This is a genomic window from Oscillatoria nigro-viridis PCC 7112 (assembly GCF_000317475.1).
In the GTDB taxonomy this organism is placed as follows: Bacteria; Cyanobacteriota; Cyanobacteriia; order Cyanobacteriales; family Microcoleaceae; genus Microcoleus; species Microcoleus nigroviridis.
Genome location: NC_019763.1, coordinates 54868 through 74597, shown reverse-complemented (window position 1 = coordinate 74597; position 19730 = coordinate 54868). Strand labels below are relative to the sequence as shown.

The following is a 19730-nucleotide window of genomic DNA, read 5'->3' as shown; positions in this document are numbered from 1 at the left end:
TCAATTTATTCAGTCCTCGATTCAACGGGTCAATTTTGACACTATCTGTAGCGGTAAGGCGGGGAGCGGCGCATCATACAAGTAGAGTCTATGCGTCCAGGACTATTATTATTGATTGTTTTGCTTGATGTTCGAGCTCTCAAACTGTCTGTTGTAGGATTGACAGTCAAGGTAGGGGTTGCCAAATTTGTGCTTTTGCTACTTTTTTGGGGAAAAGGCAATCGAAACGGCTTTGTTAAAGTCATGGCTGCACCCTGGATTTTTAATTGATTGATTTGGCGTTGAGCAAGTTCGAGGAATCTTTACTTACGCTTATTCCTACGACTGCGCTCGACTTGTTGCTCGTCCTTATTATCGGCTAGACTCGATTATAAATATATTAGTTACAATACTGAACTTTATAGTTTTTGCTGCTGCGAGTCAGAAAATAATTCTGTATATTTACTGAGAGTTGTTTGACTTATGTTAAGTCTTTATAAAAGTAACTGTTTTCCTGCGCGAAAATACTTAAATCAGGCCGGAAAATACTTAAATTAACTTTTCCACTCCAAGCTTCCTCTAGCTCGTTTCCTCTTGCTCGGCAGCACCGCTTGGAAAGTCATTCACTGCTCGGACACCCGACTCGACTCCGGGCAAATCCAGCAGTGGCGGCGGTGTCAGCAACCTGACTCTCAACTAGAGCGAATTTTCTACGCGGGAGCGATCGCTCAAAAAGAGGCATCCTCGGTTCGTGGAGAGCCCGCTCGCTCTGAATGCAGCATACACGCTTGGTAAGAAGATAGCGATACCTTGAATCCCGCAAGCTCGCTCGCTGCTTTGATAGGATTGCTTGAAAAAACTGTAGCGTAAAACTTTACGATTATCAATTGCTGAGAGTTTGGAGAAAATCGAGCCGGGAAATACCGTTGCTGTTGGTACAGTTGCAGGCATTTTAGAATCAACTGATTCCCTCGGCAATTTGCCGACCGGCGACTTATAGTTTAAGGAAAATTCCTCCGGGTCATTCGCTGGCGATCGCTTAAGAGAGGAAAGGCTGATTGTTTCTGCAACTGATGCTGCGTTGAAGCGGTATGCAGCTGATAATTTAGTAACGCTTTCTCCCAACAATCCTGTTATTTACAAATATTTTATAACAAAAATGCTCATTATGAATCAACAGCGTGCAGGCGACTAACGTCGCGCCCTCTGGGTAAGCTGTAACTGTTTTACCCACTTATGCAATTAATCACCCTCACTGATTTAAGTTTTCTAACCAATCCGACACAACTAGCAGTTCCCCTTGAATTGAAACAAGAGGAATTTCAACTAATAATGAAACAAACTTTATTGAAACTCCCCACTGAACCTCTGCTACTTGCGAATCCCAAAGTGGATAAGTGGATTATGGAAGTTAGTTTGCTATTTCCAGAGGTATTTGAATGGGAATCTCCTACATTCTTAGTCGATACTCAGTTTAGCGCTAGGCTTAATAAAAATGTATGCGTGCAAATCAACGCCAATGCAGCTTTTCTTGAACCTCAATCCGTCCATTTAATTGAATGGGCAATCCGCCATCCTGCATTAAATTGGTGCGATCGAGTAAAATTGTGGACAGCAGCCGAATCTCTCTCGCTGCCGCCAGAAAATATCAAGCTGACCGTGTTAGCACTGCACCCAGCCCATCCGGGGACGAAGCGCGAACTCAGTTGGGACAGCCGGCAACACACACAGACAAGAGATTGGCTTGCGTCCGCGCTGGCAGGACAGGCGAGATCGCCTGTTGCTGCTCGAAGAACATCACCGCCTGCGATCGCGTCCCTCACTCATTTCGACATTGAGGGAATTCCAGAGGTAGAGATTTAAGTGCGATATGCGATCGCGACGCTCAGAATCCGAATCGATCTCAACTTCCAGGTCAAGGCCAAAGGCCAATGGAAAATTTTCCATTGGCTGGCACACTCCCGCTAGCGCTTGCCAATACTGCCAGTGGCAAAAACCCGCCTGGAACGCCCAGTTTTACTGACAACTGAGTCTAGCGGGTCAGAGCCAAATTTCTTACCTGAAGTTGGCGGCGTTGGCGATTGGGATGGAACGTTACCTCCGGCGTCTGGCAGAGGCAGCATCCGTTCTGCTTCCTCAATGCGATCGTACAAAGCGGCTGTGAGTTGGTCAAGACTTGCAAGTTGCGCCCGACTCTGGAGCCGGAACCTCACCTCTGCATCCCAGAGAGCTTCGCTCTCACTTTGCCGCTGCAAATCAGCTTTGGGAATGGGTATGGTCAGCGCGTAAGGAATTGACCCCTCGCCGCCGGAACTGTAGCCGGGGTTCGTAATTACACACCGTCCCTGGGGGAACCGCAAAATTTCGTCCACCGAAAACAGCGGCATTTTTTGAAGCGACTCGTTCCAACTAATAGATTGATTGCTTTGAGATTGGCCGCCCATTGAACGGCTGGTGGACTTGCTTTTGAGCAAAACTTCTTTTTCTCCGTAGCGATCGGAGTATTTTTTTGCAGTATCAGTGTTACCCGGATTGAATAAAATATGAGTGCTGCAAGCAGAGGCGATCGCCGCCCCCATTTTCTCTCCGTACCCTTCGTACAGTTGCTCCAAACTCTGAATTCCTAGAATGAAACAAGCTCCATTCGAGCGATATTCGTTAATCCACTGCGGCATTCGATCCAATCGAATGGAGGGAAATTCATCGAGTGAAATAACCAGTGGATCTTTCCGAGGGCGACTTAAGTTGGAGACAACGAGGAGGTGAATTGCGGCTGCTAGCAGAGGCCCCACGACGGAGCGTCGCTCGTCATCTAATTTGAAAATAATCATCTGTCGGCCTTCTATTTTCGTTGGGATGTCCGACTTTCCCAAAAATGCTCGCAACAGGTCAGCTTGGATAAAACTGCTGAACGTTCCGGCCGCCGTCGTCAGAATTCCTGAAATAGTTTTTTCTGCTTCCTTAGCGCTCAAAAATTGATTGAAGCTGGTAGCGACCCACTCATCAATTCGACGGGATTGAACCGCATAGTCAATCCGCTTTACCAAATTTGGCAACCTCAAAATTGCATAGAGCATTGCCATGTCTGGATACGTAGAACCTTTGACTAATTGAAGGAGTGCTTTAGCCAATAAGTCTCCGGCTTTAGAGAAAAACTCATCACTTTTTCCATTGCCTGCACTCGCATTTCTATTAATAACCTGACCGATTTCCCCAGCCATGACCGAATCTTGAGGGGACTTCATAAAGTCGAGGGGATTAATGATGCCTGAATAAGGTTCTCCCGGTGCAAATACCGACACTTGGTAGCCATACCGCGCTGCCAAAGGTGCGTGGAGTTTGAGCTGAGATCCTTTCTTATCGTATAGAATAATCGGAAATCCTTGCACCATTGCACTTTCTAGCGCCCTATCAATTGTAGAAAAAGTTTTACCCGACCCAGGCGCTCCAATTACTAAAGTTGACCGTTCTGCATGAGGGAGCCAAACAGTGGGAGGAGAACCAAAAGCTGTCTGAATAGTGGTAACAAAACCTTTAAGTTTTTTCCCCTTCCACCAATAGCGAGGACTGCCACACCATAGCGTGACTTTATTATGCTTGCGTTCCTTAATTTGTTTCAAGGCAAGCTGAGTGGCTGCCATTTTTTCGGAAGTTCCGCACACTTTGCCAGTGGTAATTTTGCCCTTTCCATTTCCTAGAAACCGAGACAGTAAGAGGAGGAATATCAGCGCTCCTATTGTTAGATATCCATCCGGGTTATTGTATTGTTGGAAGAGACCGCCTAAGTCAATTGACGATAGGGGTGTGGGTTGCTGGGTTCTCCTCTGGGCTTGAGCGAGAACTGGAGTAGAGTTAGCCTGTGCTATCAAAAATTTAATCTCAAAATTCATAAGTATCTATCTGAATTCAATATTTTGTCTATCGCTCAATTAACTATGACCTCAGTTGTAGCTACAACTTAGTGTTTGCAGACAAGTAAGCTTAAATCAAAATTACTCAGTGTTAGTTCAGTCTTGGGAACGAGCAATTACAGCCAACAGTTCTAACCCACATTCCGCACCCTCAACTGGCACACACGCAGTTGGGGTGCCCCGTCCGAGTCGATCAGTCGGCTCTAGATGAGTAGAAATACTCTCGCCTGCCGTGTCAGGTGATCGAGCAAGCGATCGATTCAGTTGGAAAATGTACGAGCGTGTAAATTAACAACAAAAACCAATTATCCCCCGTGCGACGCGGAGGATAAAAATAGTCTAAACTCAAGTAGCAAACAATTCGCTCGATCGAATGAAACCCGTGCATCAAGCAACTGAACTCGCCGTCTCTAACCTCGACCATCTTGGTTTAATAGCAGGTCTAGTTGATGAAATAGAAATTGTCCAAAAAATCAATGAGTTAGTAGGGGAACAACCGGGTGAGATTGTCAGTCCAGGTCTAGCAGTCAAAGCAATGATTATCAATGGGTTAGGGCTTGTTTCCGCTCCATTATACTTATTTCCTAAATTTTTTGAAGGCAAAGCGCTCGAACATTTAATGGGTGAAGGTATTCAAGCATCACACCTGAATGAATACCGTTTAGGTAGAGTATTAGACAAGCTATATTTAGCAGGCAGCAGCCAAATATTTACAACTATTGCCGCTTCAGCAGCTCAAAAATTTGAGCTCGATACAGAGACATCCCATTTAGATTCAACTTCCTTTCACCTGCATGGCAAATACGAATCCGAGCTACCATCTGTATCTGTTATCGAGCCAGAAACGGCGCTAGATAGCGAAGATAGCGAAGATAGCGAGTCAACTAAACCCGTGTCATCTGCCGTGCCAATTAAGATTACCTACGGCTACTCCCGCGATCGCAGACCCGACTTAAAACAATTCATTTTAGATTTAATTTGTAGTAGCGATGGAGATGTACCGCTATTTTTACGGGTGGGTTCGGGAAATGAATCAGATCGAGCCATATTCGCATCAATTTGTCAGGAGTTTAAACAACAGTTAAACCTTGACAGTTTAATGGTTGCAGATAGTGCATTATATTCAGCTCCTAACTTAGAAATGTTAACCAATTTAAGATGGTTAACCCGCGTACCGTTGAGTATCAAGCAAGCGCAGCAACTGGTATCTCAGTTAAATGAAGCAGAATTTACCCCCAGTTCTGTGAGTGGATATAGCTGGTCAGAACACAAAAGTAATTATGGTGGAATTGAACAAAGATGGCTAGTAGTAGAGAGCAGTTTGCGACGCGATTCAGACCGACAAAAACTCGAAAAAAAACTCAAAAAAGCCCAGGCTGAAGCTGAGAATAAACTGCAAGAACTCTCAAAAATTGAATTTGCTTGTGCCGCCGACGCTGCCGCCGCAGCTCATCGCTTATCCAAACAACTAAAATTTTACAATATCACCCAAGTTAGTAGCAAAGAAATTACAGTAAAGACTAATACTAACGATCCAAATGCTCGCGAGAAATCCAGCTCGAAACAGAGATTTAAAGTTCAAGCAAAACTGGAACCAGATACAGGTGCGATCGCCAAAGAAACCAAAGCCTGTGGCAGGTTTATTCTCGCCACTAATGTGCTGGAAACTCAGCAATTAGAGCCTGACGATATGATTGTGAAATACAAAGAACAGCAGTCAGCAGAAAGAGGGTTTGGGTTCTTGAAAGATCCGCTGTTTTTTACGGACAGTGTATTTCTCAAGTCGCCGGAAAGAATCGAAGCTTTGGCATTGGTAATGGGTTTGTGTTTGTTAGTCTATACTTTAGGTCAAAGGTTACTGCGTCACAGTTTGCAACGCACTAATTCCCAATTGAAAAATCAGTTGGGCAAACAAACTAATCGACCGACGCTCCGTTGGATTTGCCAGATATTTCAATCAATTCATCTGGTGAGCCTACAAGGGATTCAACAAATTTCTAATTTAACAGCCGAGCGAATGGCTATATTGAACTTGCTGCCGCTCTCCTGTAAGTCTTATTATTTATTAATCTGAGATCGAGCAGTTTGTTTGATGAGCAAAACTGACAGAAATTTCATAAATATTTGATTCAGTAGTGATGTGTAATTATCAGGCTGCTGGAAATATCTGCTGTCGATTAATAGTTAATTATGACGGATGAAGGTGTTGTTAGATATCGAGAATCTAGGATTTGCCCGAAAGCAGTTAATTTTCAACTTGCCCCAACAGGTCGATGCGATTGTGACCCAACAGGTCGCGGGTATTTTTGATTATTATCTCGGACGAGAGACTCGGACGGAGCACCCCAACTGCGTGTGTGCCAGTTGAGGGTGCGGAATGTGGGTTCTAACTTTCGGTAGAAAACAACCAGCACTTGATATTATCCCTGCTAACGCAGTCAACAGGATAGGAAGCAAAATTATTGAAAGATATTTTTACCGTGAACAAGAAACAAAAAGAGTGGCTGTCAGAGCTTTTGAAGAGACACCCGGACTATGAAATTTTAAAACGCAGCACCATCAAACTAGGAAGAGGGGACATTTCGCTAACTTTAGAACGTACAGAATGGATCTACATGGGAGCCGTTGAAGTAAAATATTCAGGAGCCTATCTACCTGGATTAAAGTGGCATTATCTTAACGCCAGACTATCCAGAACGGGCAAATTGCTTTCCGACTTAACCTACAACTCTAAAGTCGTGTCTTACCCTCACTGTCCGCTGGCGCCTGACTGGTTGACAAAATCTAACTTAGAAGAGGTGAAAATTCAGGAAGGAGAACAGATGAATCTCCCCTTTCACGAAGCTGTACTGATGGTAAGCCAGCCCCCATTATTGAAAGGGAGTTTTTACCGAGCCAAGCGGTGGCGTAGGCGCAAACCAGAACGATCGCCTGTAACAAACAGTCGCCCCACTCCAAAACCTTTCCAGCGCGAACTGCCTTTTTTGAAGCCAAAAGCCCTAGCTCCCGATACTAAATTTGTCCCCCTTGCCTGTATTGATGGCGCTCTCGTACAGGTTCCTGAATATCTAACAAAGTTGTTAGAAGAAGCGAATGCTAGTCTATCCGAACAAGCAGATGCAGCTTCTTTGTACGCGATCGCGGGTTTGAACGAAATAGTTGAGCGCAGTCCCCATCTAAAATCTTTGATTTAGATGGGGTTAGCGAAACAACACCAACTTTAGCGTTGCAACCTTAGTCTGGCTTTTCCTGATTTTTTACATATTCAATCAGTCGATCCAAGGTGGCTCTATTACTGACTGTAATTAAAGCGTAACTGCTAGCCCAAAACATAGGTTTTGACGACCAGTAAAACCGCTTCAGATACTGCTCATATTCTTTTCTCATCAACCGATAGGAGACGGTTTTTAGGTTGTTAGCCAGCCGAGAAAGTTCGATGCTGGGAATAGCTTCAAACAAGACGCAGAACTGAGTTGACAGCCAAGTATCATTAGAGTAGAGTAGCATGATATTTATCCAAGCCGAGGTCGAAGCTATGGTCAAGAAAAAATCTCAGAAGCAGACTAAGCGTAAAAATACCCCAAAAGAGTCAAACATCAGAACCGATGTTTGGCAATTGGTAATGACGCAAGAACAGCGTAAATTAGCACTTCTTACCGTAGCCCAATACCGACGTTTCCTAAAGCCTTTGGTACTCATTAGCTACTGGAATTGGGGGCAACTTTCTCAGTTAACCAGCCAGACACGAGTGAACACTCTAGAGAAGCTGATTCACAAGACAGTAGATAACCCCAATCCTAGATACCATTGGTACTTCCAAAAAGCCATCAGTAATCATCCCTCATTTCTGAAGTTTCCCAGTTACCTAAGACGCGCTGCTATTGGCGATGCCTTGGGCATTGTTAGTAGTTTTGTTACTCGATGGGATACCTGGAACAGAGGAGAGCGAAAACATCGGCACGACAAGCCACCCAGACTGACGGTGATGTGCAACAGCTATCCAGCCCTATACAAAGGTCAGCAAGTTAAATATCATTCCAACTTCGCTTTTGTAGAGCTGAAAATCTGGAATGGTACTGACTGGGTTTGGATGGAAAACATTCCAGTCAAAAAGCATGGGAAGAGTCGGCATATCAGAGAGGGGGCAAAACTCTTGTCTCCATCTTTCATTGCTAATAGTAAACGCGTGCATCTTTCCATGCCAGTTGAGGTTAACCCTCAACCTTTACCAGATGCGGATTATGTTTGTGCAATTGATATTGGCATAAACACAATAGCAACTTGCTCAATAGTTGGCAAGGACGGTACTGTAAAAGCAAGGCAATTCATTAACCCTGCTAGAGACATAGACCGTCGCGACCAGCGAAAGCAGCGAATTGCTACCAAATCAAAACTAACTAGGAAAATCATCAACCAAGACTTGCCCAAAGGCTTCTGTCAGGGGTTGTATCGAAAGTCCAAAAATATCAACAAGCACATTGCTCAAACAGTTTCAAGGCAGATTGTTGATTTTGCATTAAAGCATGATGTCGGTGTAATTGTATTTGAGGACTTATCGAACTGGAAAGCCAAGGCTGGGAAACATGGTTCTTTGCAAAAACAGAGATTCCATGAATGGTGCAAAGACAAATTGGTTGAGTTGACCATTGAGAAATTCTCCGAGTTAGGCGGAAAAGTCAGCAAGATTAACGCTAAATACACCAGTGCTTACGCTTTCGATGGCAGTGGCAAAATCAATCGGAGTAATAAGAAATATTCCCAAGCCATATTCCCCAATGGGAAGCGATACAATGCCGATCTATCAGCTTCCTATAATATCGGCGCACGATACTGGTACGCTGTATTAACCAATAGCAAATTTACTAGGGTCTGGGAAGGCAAAAGTTCCTCTCACACACTGCGAACGCCAGTGACGCTCAGTAGCCTTTGGAGACTGAGCAAAGCCTAGCATAAGAATCCCCAGCTAGAATTTTTAATTTAGCTGGGGTGCGTTCAAAGGAGCCATCAACTTTGTAGAAGGACTGCCTCTACTGCGGACAATAGGAATAAACGCTTTACCGAGCGTCGATAGCGCCCAATATTGGCAGCGAGGAAATTAAAAGCATTGTGAGTGCTTGATTCTGATAATAGCGCAACTTCAGAAATTGCTGAAGCTGCGCGAGCGCTTTCACAATCGTTCTTTTTTTTGCACACTTAATTAGTCTTCCTCACGATTCGGTAGTTCTGTACTACCAGTTAATTTTTTATGATTTTTTTATTTTTTTGACCAAATTACTAGGCTTAACTGTGCTACCTCTTACCCTTTTTAAAGGTAAGGCTACCGCCTTGCAGGGACTGCAATGTCACAAACTTTTAAAATGGTTAAAACCAATAGTAAAGCTAAAGCAAAAAGCTCAAATAACGCAGGAATGACTGAAAGTACAATCCCACATCAGTCAGAAGACCTTGATTTTGAAATTGACCCCGAACTCCTAGAACCCGGTCACAATCAAGTAAGGCGACCAATTCTGCCCTATGGCATCGTCATCAACGAACAAGTGGCAGGAATATTAATTCCAGAGGATCAGCTAGAAAAAGCCAATTGGTTTGTCATGCCAACAGAAGAGGAAATGACTACAATTGGACTAACAGAAGATGTTACAGGCCTGCTGTTCTCTAAATGCCGCTTATGCGTGCTGGGATTCGTCCCTGAATACATTCGTTACAAAAATGACGTTCCCGATCTAGGCGGTAGTGTTGTCGGGCTGTACGAAGAGTATAAAGCTCAACTCGATAAAAAGATAATGGATGTTGTTAGCGAACACGCCATTGTCTTCTTGGATGAAAACAATCGTCCCAGACACAGCACGCCTATTGTCATCAGATTTAAGAATGTTGCGCTTTGGAGCTTTAAAGCAGCCAGAGACGAATTCTACCGTTTGTTGGAAAAAGCATTCGCCGACTATTTCCAAATTCCTTTCAGCGGGAAAACCGATAAATGGCGAAGCCTTGGTATCCTAGAGGTGGAATTCAAAGGAGTTAAAGAAGGTGAAGGCTCTAATAAGAGCTACTGTTGCAAAACTGTCAGCTATACTAAGCCAACCGCTGATAATTTCCCCTTTCTATATCTGGGACGCCCGCAGCATAAAAATGCGATTTGGGGGCTGCACGATATCATTGCCGGATTCACTGAAACTCCTGCATTACCAGGTACAGCCGAACCGCAAATTCAAGTGCTGCCACCCGCTGCTCGTAAAATAGAAAATGGAAAAAAGCAGACCGCCAATCATAAATCCCCTCGGAAAATTGCCGCTGAAGTAATAGAAGAAGAGGATGATTTCGACGATTTAGATGAAGAAGAGGAATTCGACGATGATTTTGATGCGGAAGCAGATGACTAACAGTCTCGGTTAGTTACTTTTGAAGAAGTGCCTCATATCCAGTTAGGGAGCGAGGCATTTTTTTATTATGCAAAACAGGAGCTCGCTAACAGATAGTCAAGCTCAAATATAACTTTTCTCAGTAACATGAGTTACGCTCGCAGATAGGGCTGACGGGCTGACGGGCTTGCCTCCATTCCCGCCTACCTCACTTTATTGAGAACTGCTATACTTTAAACTCGCCTATTGCATTTTATGGGGAAGCTCAATCAAGGAACTGTTAGCTAACTGGTACTGGCGACCGTTGAAGCAATAAAACAACTGCCGAATACCATTTTGTGAGTGCTGCTGTACTTGCAAGCAAGGCAAATCAGAGGTTTTTGAGGGGTCACTTACTACTTGAAGTAGCGGTTTATTAGGTGGCAACTTGTCGTTTAAATAACTAGCAAATACACGAGTAGTAGAAACGTTTTTTATGAATAAATACCCAGCATATAAGCAACCTCCTGCTCCACAAACTCCAGGGCTGTTAAAATTAAAAATAACTAACCTGCCTGCTGGTTTGTTTACAGCCCAAGCCAACACATTTGATGCTGAATCCTGGGGGTTAAGCTCAGAATTTTCGGCAACTATGCCTTGAACATTTTCAACAGGGATGAGTCTAGTAGCAGGTGTCCATGAAATCGTTGTAGCACTCGCGGTACAACCAGTAGTTCCTAACAACACTGATAGCAGCAAGAACAAGACCACTCCAAAGCGGAACCACCGCCCAATAAATAAAAACGATGATACTCTGGACCCCGAATTATTGAGGGAATTAGAAGCGGGGTTTGGGAGTTTCTTCTGAGAAGGTTGAGAAAACAGTAATAATTTTTTCTTTCCAGCTATGATTTGTGGCTTCCCTATGTGTTCTGAACCTGAAGTTAGTTGTTGATTTTTGCTAAACATTGATTTGACCTCCGCGAACTATTTTCTATGTAGATGTCATACCAAATCCGGTTATGACAGACACCTTGCAGATTTACTAAATCCGGTTATGACAGACACCTTGCAGATTTACTAAATCTGCTTTGAGCAAAGGTTTTATTGTTGCTTGTAGGACTCTTACCTTCATCTGATTTGGTATCGGTATCAGTTCTTTGGGCTGGTTTTACTAAGTGGAGGAACAGTAATGCCAACCTGCTTAAATGCCCAAAGCTCTTCTTCCGAAAATCGCCAAGTGGGTTCTCCAAAATTCGGCTGCAAGGTAGAGCGGAACTTATCAATACTCCCTGCCTTGTTGATGGAGTAACGCAATTCCCCCAGAGCGATTTGCCTTGCTATCGGCAGCTTGACAGTGCGGCTGTAAGGATAAAAATCGTTCGTCGGGTTGGAATAAAGCAAGCTACACTGCGTCTCTTGGAGAGAAACCAATACAGAAAATGGCACGGCATCTCCCTGCAAATAGGCATCGAACAAGCGATATTGAGTGCGGCCATCTGTTACTTCAGTTACAAACTCTGTCCTGAGAGTCCCTAGACCAACTGGAAGGCAAGCTGAAGGGAAATCAGCGTTCCGAGTCGGCTGGCTAAAAGCTGGGGGATGGGTGAATAAACTGCTCAACAAATAAACCAAAAAAGCTGTTAGCAAGCCCCAGGTAAATTTCAACATAATTGTCCGTTTTTTCAAGGAAATCATGGTGCAGAACATCTCCGTTTAATTCAAATTCCTTCTTGAGATGGGTTAACAGCCGTTCCATTAATGCGGGTTTCAAAGTGCAAGCTAGGGTCTGCCGTTGTTCCAGTGCTGCCTAGTCCGCCTATGACCTGACCTTGAGAAACGCGATCGCCCACTTTGACTTTCACTGAACCCTCGCGCAGATGAGCATACCGAGTTGTGCGACCGTTGCCGTGCTCAATTTCGATCCAGTTGCCGTAGCCACCGCCGCAGTTCTGTAACCCTTCCTGGCAGTTAGACACCGCTGTCTTGACAACGCCGCTGCCAACAGCTTTTACCGGACTTCCCATTGGGCCGGCAATTCCAATGCCGTTATAGATTTTCCGCACCCCGGAAACCGGACGAGTTCGCATCCCAAAGCGGCTGGTTACTGGCCCATTCGCAGGCTTGATATACTGACTCGTGGATGAACCGCCGCCGGGGGCAGCACTCGCAGAATTAGAGGATTGCGCCGCACTGGAAGTCGGAACGCAAGCAGCAGCATTCGACTCCGCGATCGTCCTACCTCCCTCTCGATAGCGCCTCAAAACATCCTGTCCGTAACTTGAGAGAGTTAAACGACCGAATGTATCGGTTGAAGAGCCGTCAACTTTGGAGTAGTCGCCCCCGAAATGCTTTTGAGCTACTCGCTCAATTAGGCGATCGCCACTAAAAAAACTTCCAGTAGTAGGGTCTTTTTCTTGAGAGGTGGCATTCAGCTTAGAAGCGAGACTTTGAGCAAAAACAGCTTCTCGATCTGCAGGCGGAAAAAATTGAAAAAGTTCTGCTTGAGTGGGTTGATAACGGGTGCATCTCACTTTTGCGAATGTGTCAAAAAAGAGTTAAAATGAAAAAGCTAGTAAAATCGTCAAATAAAGATGAGGTAAATAAAATGACACCCTCAGACCAACAACAACTAAAAGCCCACTTAAAAGCGGTAGCAAAAATTCTTTACAGAAATACAGAGCCAACTGAGTTAAAAACTTTTGAAAGTATAGAAAAAGCAGTCCGTCAGAAAATGTTATCAGAGGTTGGTCCAGAAATAGGTAGCTTTTTTTTTCAGCAGTATCAGGAATTCAAACAGGAAAACCCCGAAAAATAAAATCAATAATCGGATCGCTCGACATTACAGATAATCAGGCAAAATATTTTGGCTTAAAAGCTTACAGTCAATTTAGTCCCCTGATGGAAAATTGCTGTCTTTTAATCAGTGCTAACGAATCTTATCAAATGGCAGAAAAAGATTTGGAAAAATTTACTGGGATCAAAATTTCTCACAGTACATTACAAAGATTAGTCAAAAGACAAGAATTGGAATTGCCTACATCTCAACAAGGAGTCAAAGAAATTACATTGGATGGCGGTAAAGTCAGACTACGCAACGCAACCAAGGGCGAGAGCTGTTACTGGAAAGACTATAAAGCCGTGTGTTTAGATAATATTTATGCGGGAGCGTTTTTTCAAAATAATCAAGATTTAATTGATTGGACTAATAGCCAAAAATTACTACATCCTATGTATTGCCTCGGAGATGGCCATGCCGGAATTTGGAACATATTTAAAGAAATTGGAGACAATGAACAAAGACAAGAAATCTTAGATTGGTATCATCTGAAAGAAAATCTCTACAAGGTAGGGGGTTCAATAAAACGATTGAAATTAGCCGAAAATATGTTATGGCAAGGCAAAGTTGATGAAGTTATAAATTTATTTAAAGACTTTAAAGGTCAAGCATTTAAAACGTTTTGCAATTATTTAGATACCCATCGCTGCCGAATAGTAAATTACCAATACTACAAAGAAGAATCCATAAGTTCGATTGGTTCTGGAACAGTGGAATCAACAATAAAACGCATTGGATTAAGGGTAAAAATATCGGGAGCGCAATGGAATATTGAGAACGTTTCCTCTATGCTTGCTCTTCGCTGTGCTTATCTCAACGGTCAACTTTCAATTTGATGTATGTGCCAAAGTGAGATGCACCCGTTGATAACCGCCTCGCAGTTTGGCTAAAAATTGCGTACCCCCTGGTTTAGATGAAATTGAACTAGCAGCGTACTCGTCATAGTTTATAAACTGGTACTTGCCCAACGGAACCACACAATTATTGCCACCATTAGCGCAAGCATTAACGCCGACATTCTCGTAAGAACCGCTGCTTTCAATACTGGCGATCGCTTCCGACAAAGCGGGAACATTGACTCCTTGAACATTGCCAACTGACACGGGCGCTGGTGCGGTGCTACCCGGAGGGCAAGGAACATTAATATTAGCTGCTGTAGTTACGCCTTTTGTAACAGGAGAAGATACTCCGTCGCGAACTGCCGCAGTTGGTACAGAGGAAGAGCCGCCAGAGGACGATCCCAGCGCCCCAACGAAAATGGGAGAATTAACCCGATAGGTGAAGAAAGGTACTGGGCCAATGAAATAAGGAGAGCAGCCGCAAGGCGAACAAAAGCGGAAGAATAGAGCAGTATCAACGGTATCGGTTTGCTCGTCCGGTTCCATGACCACTACCTTAAAAGCACTGCCAAAAGGTAATCTTCCCGTCGGTTCCTTGCCGCCGTTGACACCTTTAAGACAGCCCGATCCGCCCTCGACTTCCTGGTACTTACCGCTAATCCATTGCTTGCCTTCGAGCGAACCGCGAGCGTTCCGACCCGAATTCTCCAGATCGTCTAGTTCGATGTAAGCGCAATCATTTTCTTGGCAGTTAACTGAGAATCCCTGAACGTCGGAGCCTGATATCGTCTTAGTTCGCCGTCGCTCGGCGGGACCATAAACCGCATCAATTCTCATTACTAAATTGCCTAATTCTGCTATTGGATTGGGAAAACTAGACAGAGGTAAAGCATTCAGCCCAGGTACGTCTTTAATTAAGGTTGTTTGCCAATCTGAAAACGCGCCAAGTTGAGCGCTGCTTAAGTTCGGAATCGAAGATATTGAATACTGAGACAGGTCAATTTCTCCCAGTTTCAACTGACCTAATTGTGGATTGGAACTGAGAACCAGCTCTAGAGTGCGATCGGCTACATCAATGCCAGCAGCTTTTGTGGCTAGAAGTCCCGCCACCGGCGCAATCTCTGCGACTTTAAATTGACCGAGAAGAGGGATAGCCTGAACTAACTGATTTAACGACTGCTTGGCAACTAAAGTAAATGCGCTTAAAGCTACGCTATCTAAATTCAGACCAGCTTGCTGCGCGACAAAACCGAACGATAGCAATTCTGGTTGCAAAGCTTGGCTGATATCGCCCAACATGATGTACTGGTCAGGAGTTTGCCCTGCTGTCCAACTTCGGCTCAAATCATAGCCAACTGCCTGCTTGTACTCTCCCGCTGAAAGGCTTCCAGATTGACTGATGGGTGGCATTTGAGAAAAAGAAATTTGTGTCCAATCTGGCAAGAGGGCGTTAACTGAAGTAGGATTTCCTTGCCTGTCCATCCCTGGTATTTCTAAAATTTTGGTTGGCATTTCAGTTGTATCAGCAGGGGTTCGTGCCATAGCAAATATTGGTTGCTCAAACAAAATGGAAACTATTAAGACTAGAGAGAATAACGATACTGATAATTGCCAGAATCTTGTTGATAATATTCTTCTCATGTTTGTGCAAAAAACTTTGGTTATTGGTTGAGGATACTGTACAAAAGTTAAGCAATTAAGTGGGAGAAAGGAACCCACCGAACTTGATGAGGCTGCAATTGCGCTTCTTAAAATAAATGAAGCAGCCTACCGAGGCTTTACATGGAGCAGCCTCGGCGTAAAACACTACAGCTCTAAGTCACCGCCGTCGAAATGAGAAGTAACTGTTTGATTTTGATAGGAATTAGCGTCATTTACCCCTCCCTCAAAATAAGGGTTAGGGTTAGCAGCCGTCTCCGTCCACGGAGTATCTGCTAAATTCAAATCGCCTTCAAAAACGTTTTCTCGATAGCCATCAGCAAAGTAGTCGGGAGCCCCGTACCCCTCTGTTTGCTGACTGCTATAACCGTTGCTTTGATATCCGTTAAGGGAGGACTCGCACGGGTTACTTTCATAGCCGCTAACAGCATAGCCATCAGCGCTGTAACCGGGTTCATTGCCATAGATATTGTTTTGCTCGTTCATAAATCCTGTAGCTACAAAGTAGTAAGAATCAACAATTCAGCATAGCTAGGGATAACGAGTGGGGGTTTCATCCGATAGTCGTAATTAAACTACCGCCTATCGGCGGATAGGCTACGGCGTCTTAGTCTATCTGCAAACAACCAAGACCTACTGCTATTGCACGAAATAAAATATAGCGCTGGCATCGCTCTTAATTTCGCCCGCCTTCCATCTAGCAAGGTGAGTAAAAATTACTCAGAAATATAGAGGCGCGTATCTTTGCCGAATTGTTTGCCCAACAGACGGCGCAAATCCCTGTAACTGAATTCGCTACGCGATTTTTCTGACCTTCATTTGTCCCATAATTATCCTTCAAAAAGATATGACTCAGCTAAATCTGTTAACGCCCGAATTACTTGAAGAAATTACCACTCACCCTGTAAAACCTCAGTCCGGCATTTTGGAAAAGCTGAAGCTATTAGCCCAGATAGGTATGCACCGCGACTTAATAGCCGTGCTACTGGAATTGACCGGAATTCCCCTTCCCCTTTTACGTTACTATGCAGGCCCATTAGTTTTACACAAAACTCCCTGGTCAGAAAGCATACCTGACTGGTTGAAAACGGCTTGCTTATCCGATAGGCTCGATTTGATTGTAGAGGAGCACAGCAACAGAATTGTAGGGAATTACTGCACTTCCACAGAAGTCGTGGCTTATATGATGGGAGCTACATTTGAAGCTCCTCTGCACCACAGTTATTACAACGTCTATATGTGGGCAGCACAAGACACATTGACAAGACATAATCGGCTACCAAATGGTTACAACTTGTCCGAATTAGCTGAATTTTCAGCCGTGAACTTTGACAGCATCCAAAATGATTATTACCATCTAGCTAGAGCAATTAGGAAAAGCGTTGTCCGCCATGCAGCATCTCAAGGCTGGGGCAAACGTAAATTGTCCCAAGATAAAAGCGCTGATGCAGATTTACCGACAGAAATGGTAACAGCTAAGTCACCAAAAGATAAGTCAAAAATTGAAGGGCAATTGACTTTATTTTAACACGGAAAAAAAGGCAATGTTCGCGAATTATAGCCCGAATAGCAGCACAATTAAAATGAAAGATACTTCATCGCTTGCAGAAATGCTATATGAGCGAATCCGAGAAGCTCCACCTTATTCTTGGTTCCCGTCTCCCCCAGAGCTAATTGAGCTTATGATTGAAGAAGCTCAAATCATTTCAGGAACCTACGCCTTAGAACCAACAGCAGGAGACGGCTTATTGGCGCAGGCTATGGTTAGAGCGGGTGCGATCGTTGATGTAATTGAAATAAACCCGCTGCTACAACAACTTCTGTTTCAAAAAGGGTTCAATCTAGTTGGAAGTGACTTTTTAACAACTGAACCGCAGAGGCGATATAGCAGAATTTTGGCAAATCCCCCATTTTCTACGCCCCACATCAAAGGAGTTGATTTGGATATCATACAACGTGCCTATAACCTTTTTTTAGGCAATTCTGGACGCCTGGTAAGTGTTGTTAGCAATTCCATGAATGTCCGAGGCGATCCGCGATCGCAAGCATTTCGAGCCTTTCTTAAGCGCACGTCTGCCAAGTTAATCGAACTTCCCTTAGAAATCTTTTGGGGGAGCGATCGCCCGGTTACTGTTGAGAGCTACCTAGTCGTAATAGACAAAAAATAGACGATTGCTTCCCCGCTATACCGTTTTATTAGTGGGGACAGCACAACTTACCTTTCAACAAATTACTATTACTTTTTTTCCAATAATTATTAAAATATAACTTAGCCTTCTATACCGAATATCTGCCAAAATATCTCCGCTAGTTCTATCAATTTTACGACTAAAACTATTACCTTAAAACCCCTCTACTCCCATGAATAATTCCCCACACTTTGCCCCAAATCCTATTGTGGAATACGAGCTGATTACAAACTTTTCCAGACTAAATGATGTTCTCTCGCCTTTAATAAAAGCTCGTGTTATAGCCATAGACACAGAAACCACCGGGCTAGATCCACTTACAGAACGCATCCGACTTATCCAAATAGCTGTCCCCCACCGCCCAGTGATAATTGTCGATCTAGCTGCTTTTGCCGATCGCGAATTATCGCCTTTAAAAGCCCTTCTAAACAGCCGTGCGCTCAAAATATTTCAAAATGGTAAGTTCGACTGGCAGGTACTAGAAATAGCTGGACTTAGACCGTCTGGCCCATTTTTTGATGTCATGCTAGCGAGTCAGGTGTTGCGATCTGGACTCAAGAAAGACCACGATCTACAATCCCTCGCTCTTGAATTTTTAGGAATCAAACTTGACAAAAGCCTACAGTCGAGCAATTTCGGAGGTAAGTTATCAGCTCCTCAGTTAGAATACGCCGCTTTAGATGCTGCTGTCCTGCTGAAACTTAGAACGCGACTCATCTCAAAACTTCAGAATGCTGGGTTACTAGAAACCGCCCAAATTGAATTTGAAGCGATGCCTGCTGTAGCCCAAATGGAACTAAATGGAATGTTACTGGATGCAAAACACTGGCATTTGGTGGGCGAGGAACTGGAAGCTCAAAAGCAGACTACGCTGGTGGAATTAGTGAAAGCCGGTCTTAAACCAGCCCCTAGCGCACAACTTTCGCTATTTCCAGAGATGGTGGAAACCATAAACCCCCGTTCGTCTGTACAAGTTTTAAGTGCTCTTCAGGCTCTCAACATTCCAATTAAGTCAACAAGTAAGAGCGAACTTATTCCTCTAGCTCGTCAATACCCGATTATCCAGTTGCTACTGAATTATCGGAAATTAGCATCTTTGTGTTCCAACTTTGCTGAGGCATTGCCCAAACACATTCACCCGATAACGGGGAGAATTCACCCCAGCTATCGGCAATGCGGCGCTCGTTCTGGACGCTTTAGTTGCAAGAAGCCAAACTTGCAAAACGTTCCCAGGAATTGTACGGCAAATGGGATGCGTGCGTGCTTCATTGCCGCTCCCGGATATCAAATTATTAAAGCAGATTACAGCCAAATCGAGCTAAGGATTGTCGCTGAAATATCTGGCGATCGCCGAATGCTGAATGCCTACGCTAAACGCGAAGATTTGCATACTTTAACGGCTTCTTTGATTACGGGAAAGCCGTTAGAGGAGGTAACGGCAGAGGATAGACGGATAGCTAAATCAGTTAATTTCGGATTAATTTATGGGATGGGTGCTGCCAAACTGCAAGCTTATGCTGAGGAAAAGTACGATGTTTTTTTAACCTTGAACGAAGCTAAAGAGTTCAGAAGACGATTTTTCCAAGCTTATTCTGGAGTCAGAAGATGGCACGACAGCATCAGGAAAACGGTGTACGTCAAAGACATCAAGCAAATCCGTACAATTGGCGGACGCAGAAGACGGTGGGCAAAGAAACCCCGACTTTCTGAGTTGCTAAATCACCCTGTTCAAGGAACTTCGGCTGATATGTTGAAAGTGGCGATCGCTCGTTTGTTCAAACTCCTACCCAAGACTGGAGCAAAATTAATCGGTGTGGTACATGACGAGATTCTGTTAGAGTGTCCGCAGACTACTTTAAAAAGAACCAGTCGCATTCTCAAAAAAGTGATGGTGGAAGCTGGAGAGCTATATTTGCAGCAAGTTCCTGTAGAAGTGGAAGTAACTATTTCCTCGTCATGGGCAAGTTAAACGCATT

The 19730-nt window shown here is 44.1% G+C and carries 18 protein-coding genes; 11 read left to right on the top strand and 7 right to left on the bottom strand.

Annotation, left to right across the window (positions count from 1 at the left end):
* The first annotated feature begins 90 nt into the window (after window positions 1-90).
* The 3 genes from OSC7112_RS38870 (at window position 91) to OSC7112_RS31360 (ending at window position 1842) form a co-directional block, all read left to right on the top strand.
* On the top strand, window positions 91-270 hold the full coding sequence (locus OSC7112_RS38870) for a hypothetical protein (RefSeq protein ID WP_041623812.1): 180 nt from the start codon (window positions 91-93) through the stop codon (window positions 268-270).
* Between the two features lie 303 nt (window positions 271-573).
* Complete coding sequence (locus tag OSC7112_RS38865) at window positions 574-774, top strand: hypothetical protein (protein WP_150111723.1); 201 nt, start codon at window positions 574-576, stop codon at window positions 772-774.
* Window positions 775-1311: 537 nt separating this feature from the next.
* Entirely contained in the window at window positions 1312-1842 is a 531-nt protein-coding gene (locus OSC7112_RS31360) for a hypothetical protein (protein WP_223300935.1), read from the top strand.
* Window positions 1843-1943: 101 nt separating this feature from the next.
* Here the strand turns inward: OSC7112_RS31360 and OSC7112_RS31355 are convergent, their stop codons facing one another.
* Window positions 1944-3869, bottom strand: a complete 1926-nt coding sequence (locus tag OSC7112_RS31355; RefSeq protein ID WP_015211659.1) for a type IV secretory system conjugative DNA transfer family protein — start codon at window positions 3867-3869, stop codon at window positions 1944-1946.
* 403 nt (window positions 3870-4272) lie between these two features.
* On the opposite strand from OSC7112_RS31355, the gene OSC7112_RS31350 reads away from it, so the two are divergent.
* Both OSC7112_RS31350 and OSC7112_RS31345 read left to right on the top strand, forming a co-directional pair.
* On the top strand, window positions 4273-5964 hold the full coding sequence (locus tag OSC7112_RS31350; protein WP_150111640.1) for an IS1634 family transposase: 1692 nt from the start codon (window positions 4273-4275) through the stop codon (window positions 5962-5964).
* Between the two features lie 406 nt (window positions 5965-6370).
* Entirely contained in the window at window positions 6371-7084 is a 714-nt protein-coding gene (locus tag OSC7112_RS31345; protein ID WP_223300934.1) for a hypothetical protein, read from the top strand.
* A 40-nt stretch (window positions 7085-7124) separates the two neighbouring features.
* Here the strand turns inward: OSC7112_RS31345 and OSC7112_RS31340 are convergent, their stop codons facing one another.
* A complete protein-coding gene (locus OSC7112_RS31340) occupies window positions 7125-7397 on the bottom strand; it encodes a transposase (RefSeq protein ID WP_051041625.1) in 273 nt (90 codons plus the stop codon).
* 28 nt (window positions 7398-7425) lie between these two features.
* Here OSC7112_RS31340 and OSC7112_RS31335 point away from each other — a divergent pair, with 28 nt between their 5' ends.
* The gene (locus OSC7112_RS31335; protein ID WP_015211657.1) at window positions 7426-8838 is read left to right on the top strand and encodes an IS200/IS605 family accessory protein TnpB-related protein; all 1413 of its coding nucleotides are present in this window, start codon (window positions 7426-7428) and stop codon (window positions 8836-8838) included.
* Window positions 8839-9247: 409 nt separating this feature from the next.
* A complete protein-coding gene (locus OSC7112_RS31330; protein WP_041623810.1) occupies window positions 9248-10270 on the top strand; it encodes a DUF5895 domain-containing protein in 1023 nt (340 codons plus the stop codon).
* A gap of 222 nt (window positions 10271-10492) precedes the next feature.
* Here OSC7112_RS31330 and OSC7112_RS31325 read toward each other — a convergent pair whose 3' ends face one another.
* From OSC7112_RS31325 to OSC7112_RS34890, 3 genes are all read right to left on the bottom strand, one after another.
* A complete protein-coding gene (locus OSC7112_RS31325; protein ID WP_015211655.1) occupies window positions 10493-11197 on the bottom strand; it encodes a hypothetical protein in 705 nt (234 codons plus the stop codon).
* A 183-nt stretch (window positions 11198-11380) separates the two neighbouring features.
* Entirely contained in the window at window positions 11381-11899 is a 519-nt protein-coding gene (locus OSC7112_RS31320) for a hypothetical protein (protein ID WP_223300933.1), read from the bottom strand.
* Between the two features lie 50 nt (window positions 11900-11949).
* Entirely contained in the window at window positions 11950-12762 is an 813-nt protein-coding gene (locus OSC7112_RS34890) for a M23 family metallopeptidase (protein ID WP_051041624.1), read from the bottom strand.
* Between the two features lie 74 nt (window positions 12763-12836).
* On the opposite strand from OSC7112_RS34890, the gene OSC7112_RS31305 reads away from it, so the two are divergent.
* Window positions 12837-13903 (top strand): ISKra4 family transposase gene (locus OSC7112_RS31305; protein WP_150111641.1). Its coding sequence is split into 2 segments (ribosomal slippage): window positions 12837-13005 and window positions 13005-13903, totalling 1068 coding nucleotides; the frame shifts between segments, so codons are not numbered across the junction.
* On the opposite strand, the gene OSC7112_RS31300 is transcribed toward OSC7112_RS31305, so the two are convergent.
* Entirely contained in the window at window positions 13895-15448 is a 1554-nt protein-coding gene (locus tag OSC7112_RS31300; protein WP_223300932.1) for a M23 family peptidase, read from the bottom strand. The two genes, OSC7112_RS31305 and OSC7112_RS31300, sit on opposite strands and share 9 nt — an antisense overlap.
* Window positions 15449-15712: 264 nt before the next feature.
* Window positions 15713-16051: a hypothetical protein gene (locus tag OSC7112_RS31295; protein ID WP_015211653.1), complete on the bottom strand. Its 339-nt coding sequence runs from the start codon at window positions 16049-16051 to the stop codon at window positions 15713-15715.
* 361 nt (window positions 16052-16412) lie between these two features.
* On the opposite strand from OSC7112_RS31295, the gene OSC7112_RS31290 reads away from it, so the two are divergent.
* The 3 genes from OSC7112_RS31290 to OSC7112_RS31280 all read left to right on the top strand — a co-directional run bounded on the left by OSC7112_RS31290 (window position 16413) and on the right by OSC7112_RS31280 (window position 19723).
* Window positions 16413-17093 (top strand): hypothetical protein, encoded by a 681-nt coding sequence (locus OSC7112_RS31290; RefSeq protein ID WP_015211652.1) that lies wholly within the window; start codon window positions 16413-16415, stop codon window positions 17091-17093.
* 55 nt (window positions 17094-17148) lie between these two features.
* Window positions 17149-17733: an SAM-dependent methyltransferase gene (locus tag OSC7112_RS31285; protein ID WP_041623832.1), complete on the top strand. Its 585-nt coding sequence runs from the start codon at window positions 17149-17151 to the stop codon at window positions 17731-17733.
* A gap of 193 nt (window positions 17734-17926) precedes the next feature.
* On the top strand, window positions 17927-19723 hold the full coding sequence (locus OSC7112_RS31280) for a bifunctional 3'-5' exonuclease/DNA polymerase (RefSeq protein ID WP_015211650.1): 1797 nt from the start codon (window positions 17927-17929) through the stop codon (window positions 19721-19723).
* Window positions 19724-19730 lie beyond the last annotated feature (7 nt).

What these genes read in the sequence shown, in the direction of transcription:
- OSC7112_RS31300 (WP_223300932.1), bottom strand. Translation starts at nt 15,448, where the DNA reads ATGGCACGAACCCCTGCTGATACAACTGAAATGCCAACCAAAATTTTA.
- OSC7112_RS31355 (WP_015211659.1), bottom strand. Translation starts at nt 3,869, where the DNA reads ATGAATTTTGAGATTAAATTTTTGATAGCACAGGCTAACTCTACTCCA.
- OSC7112_RS31285 (WP_041623832.1), top strand. Translation starts at nt 17,149, where the DNA reads ATGAAAGATACTTCATCGCTTGCAGAAATGCTATATGAGCGAATCCGA.
- OSC7112_RS31280 (WP_015211650.1), top strand. Translation starts at nt 17,927, where the DNA reads ATGAATAATTCCCCACACTTTGCCCCAAATCCTATTGTGGAATACGAG.
- OSC7112_RS31335 (WP_015211657.1), top strand. Translation starts at nt 7,426, where the DNA reads ATGGTCAAGAAAAAATCTCAGAAGCAGACTAAGCGTAAAAATACCCCA.
- OSC7112_RS31360 (WP_223300935.1), top strand. Translation starts at nt 1,312, where the DNA reads ATGAAACAAACTTTATTGAAACTCCCCACTGAACCTCTGCTACTTGCG.
- OSC7112_RS31330 (WP_041623810.1), top strand. Translation starts at nt 9,248, where the DNA reads ATGGTTAAAACCAATAGTAAAGCTAAAGCAAAAAGCTCAAATAACGCA.
- OSC7112_RS38870 (WP_041623812.1), top strand. Translation starts at nt 91, where the DNA reads ATGCGTCCAGGACTATTATTATTGATTGTTTTGCTTGATGTTCGAGCT.
- OSC7112_RS31340 (WP_051041625.1), bottom strand. Translation starts at nt 7,397, where the DNA reads ATGCTACTCTACTCTAATGATACTTGGCTGTCAACTCAGTTCTGCGTC.
- OSC7112_RS31295 (WP_015211653.1), bottom strand. Translation starts at nt 16,051, where the DNA reads ATGAACGAGCAAAACAATATCTATGGCAATGAACCCGGTTACAGCGCT.
- OSC7112_RS31290 (WP_015211652.1), top strand. Translation starts at nt 16,413, where the DNA reads ATGACTCAGCTAAATCTGTTAACGCCCGAATTACTTGAAGAAATTACC.
- OSC7112_RS31320 (WP_223300933.1), bottom strand. Translation starts at nt 11,899, where the DNA reads ATGTTGAAATTTACCTGGGGCTTGCTAACAGCTTTTTTGGTTTATTTG.
- OSC7112_RS31325 (WP_015211655.1), bottom strand. Translation starts at nt 11,197, where the DNA reads ATGTTTAGCAAAAATCAACAACTAACTTCAGGTTCAGAACACATAGGG.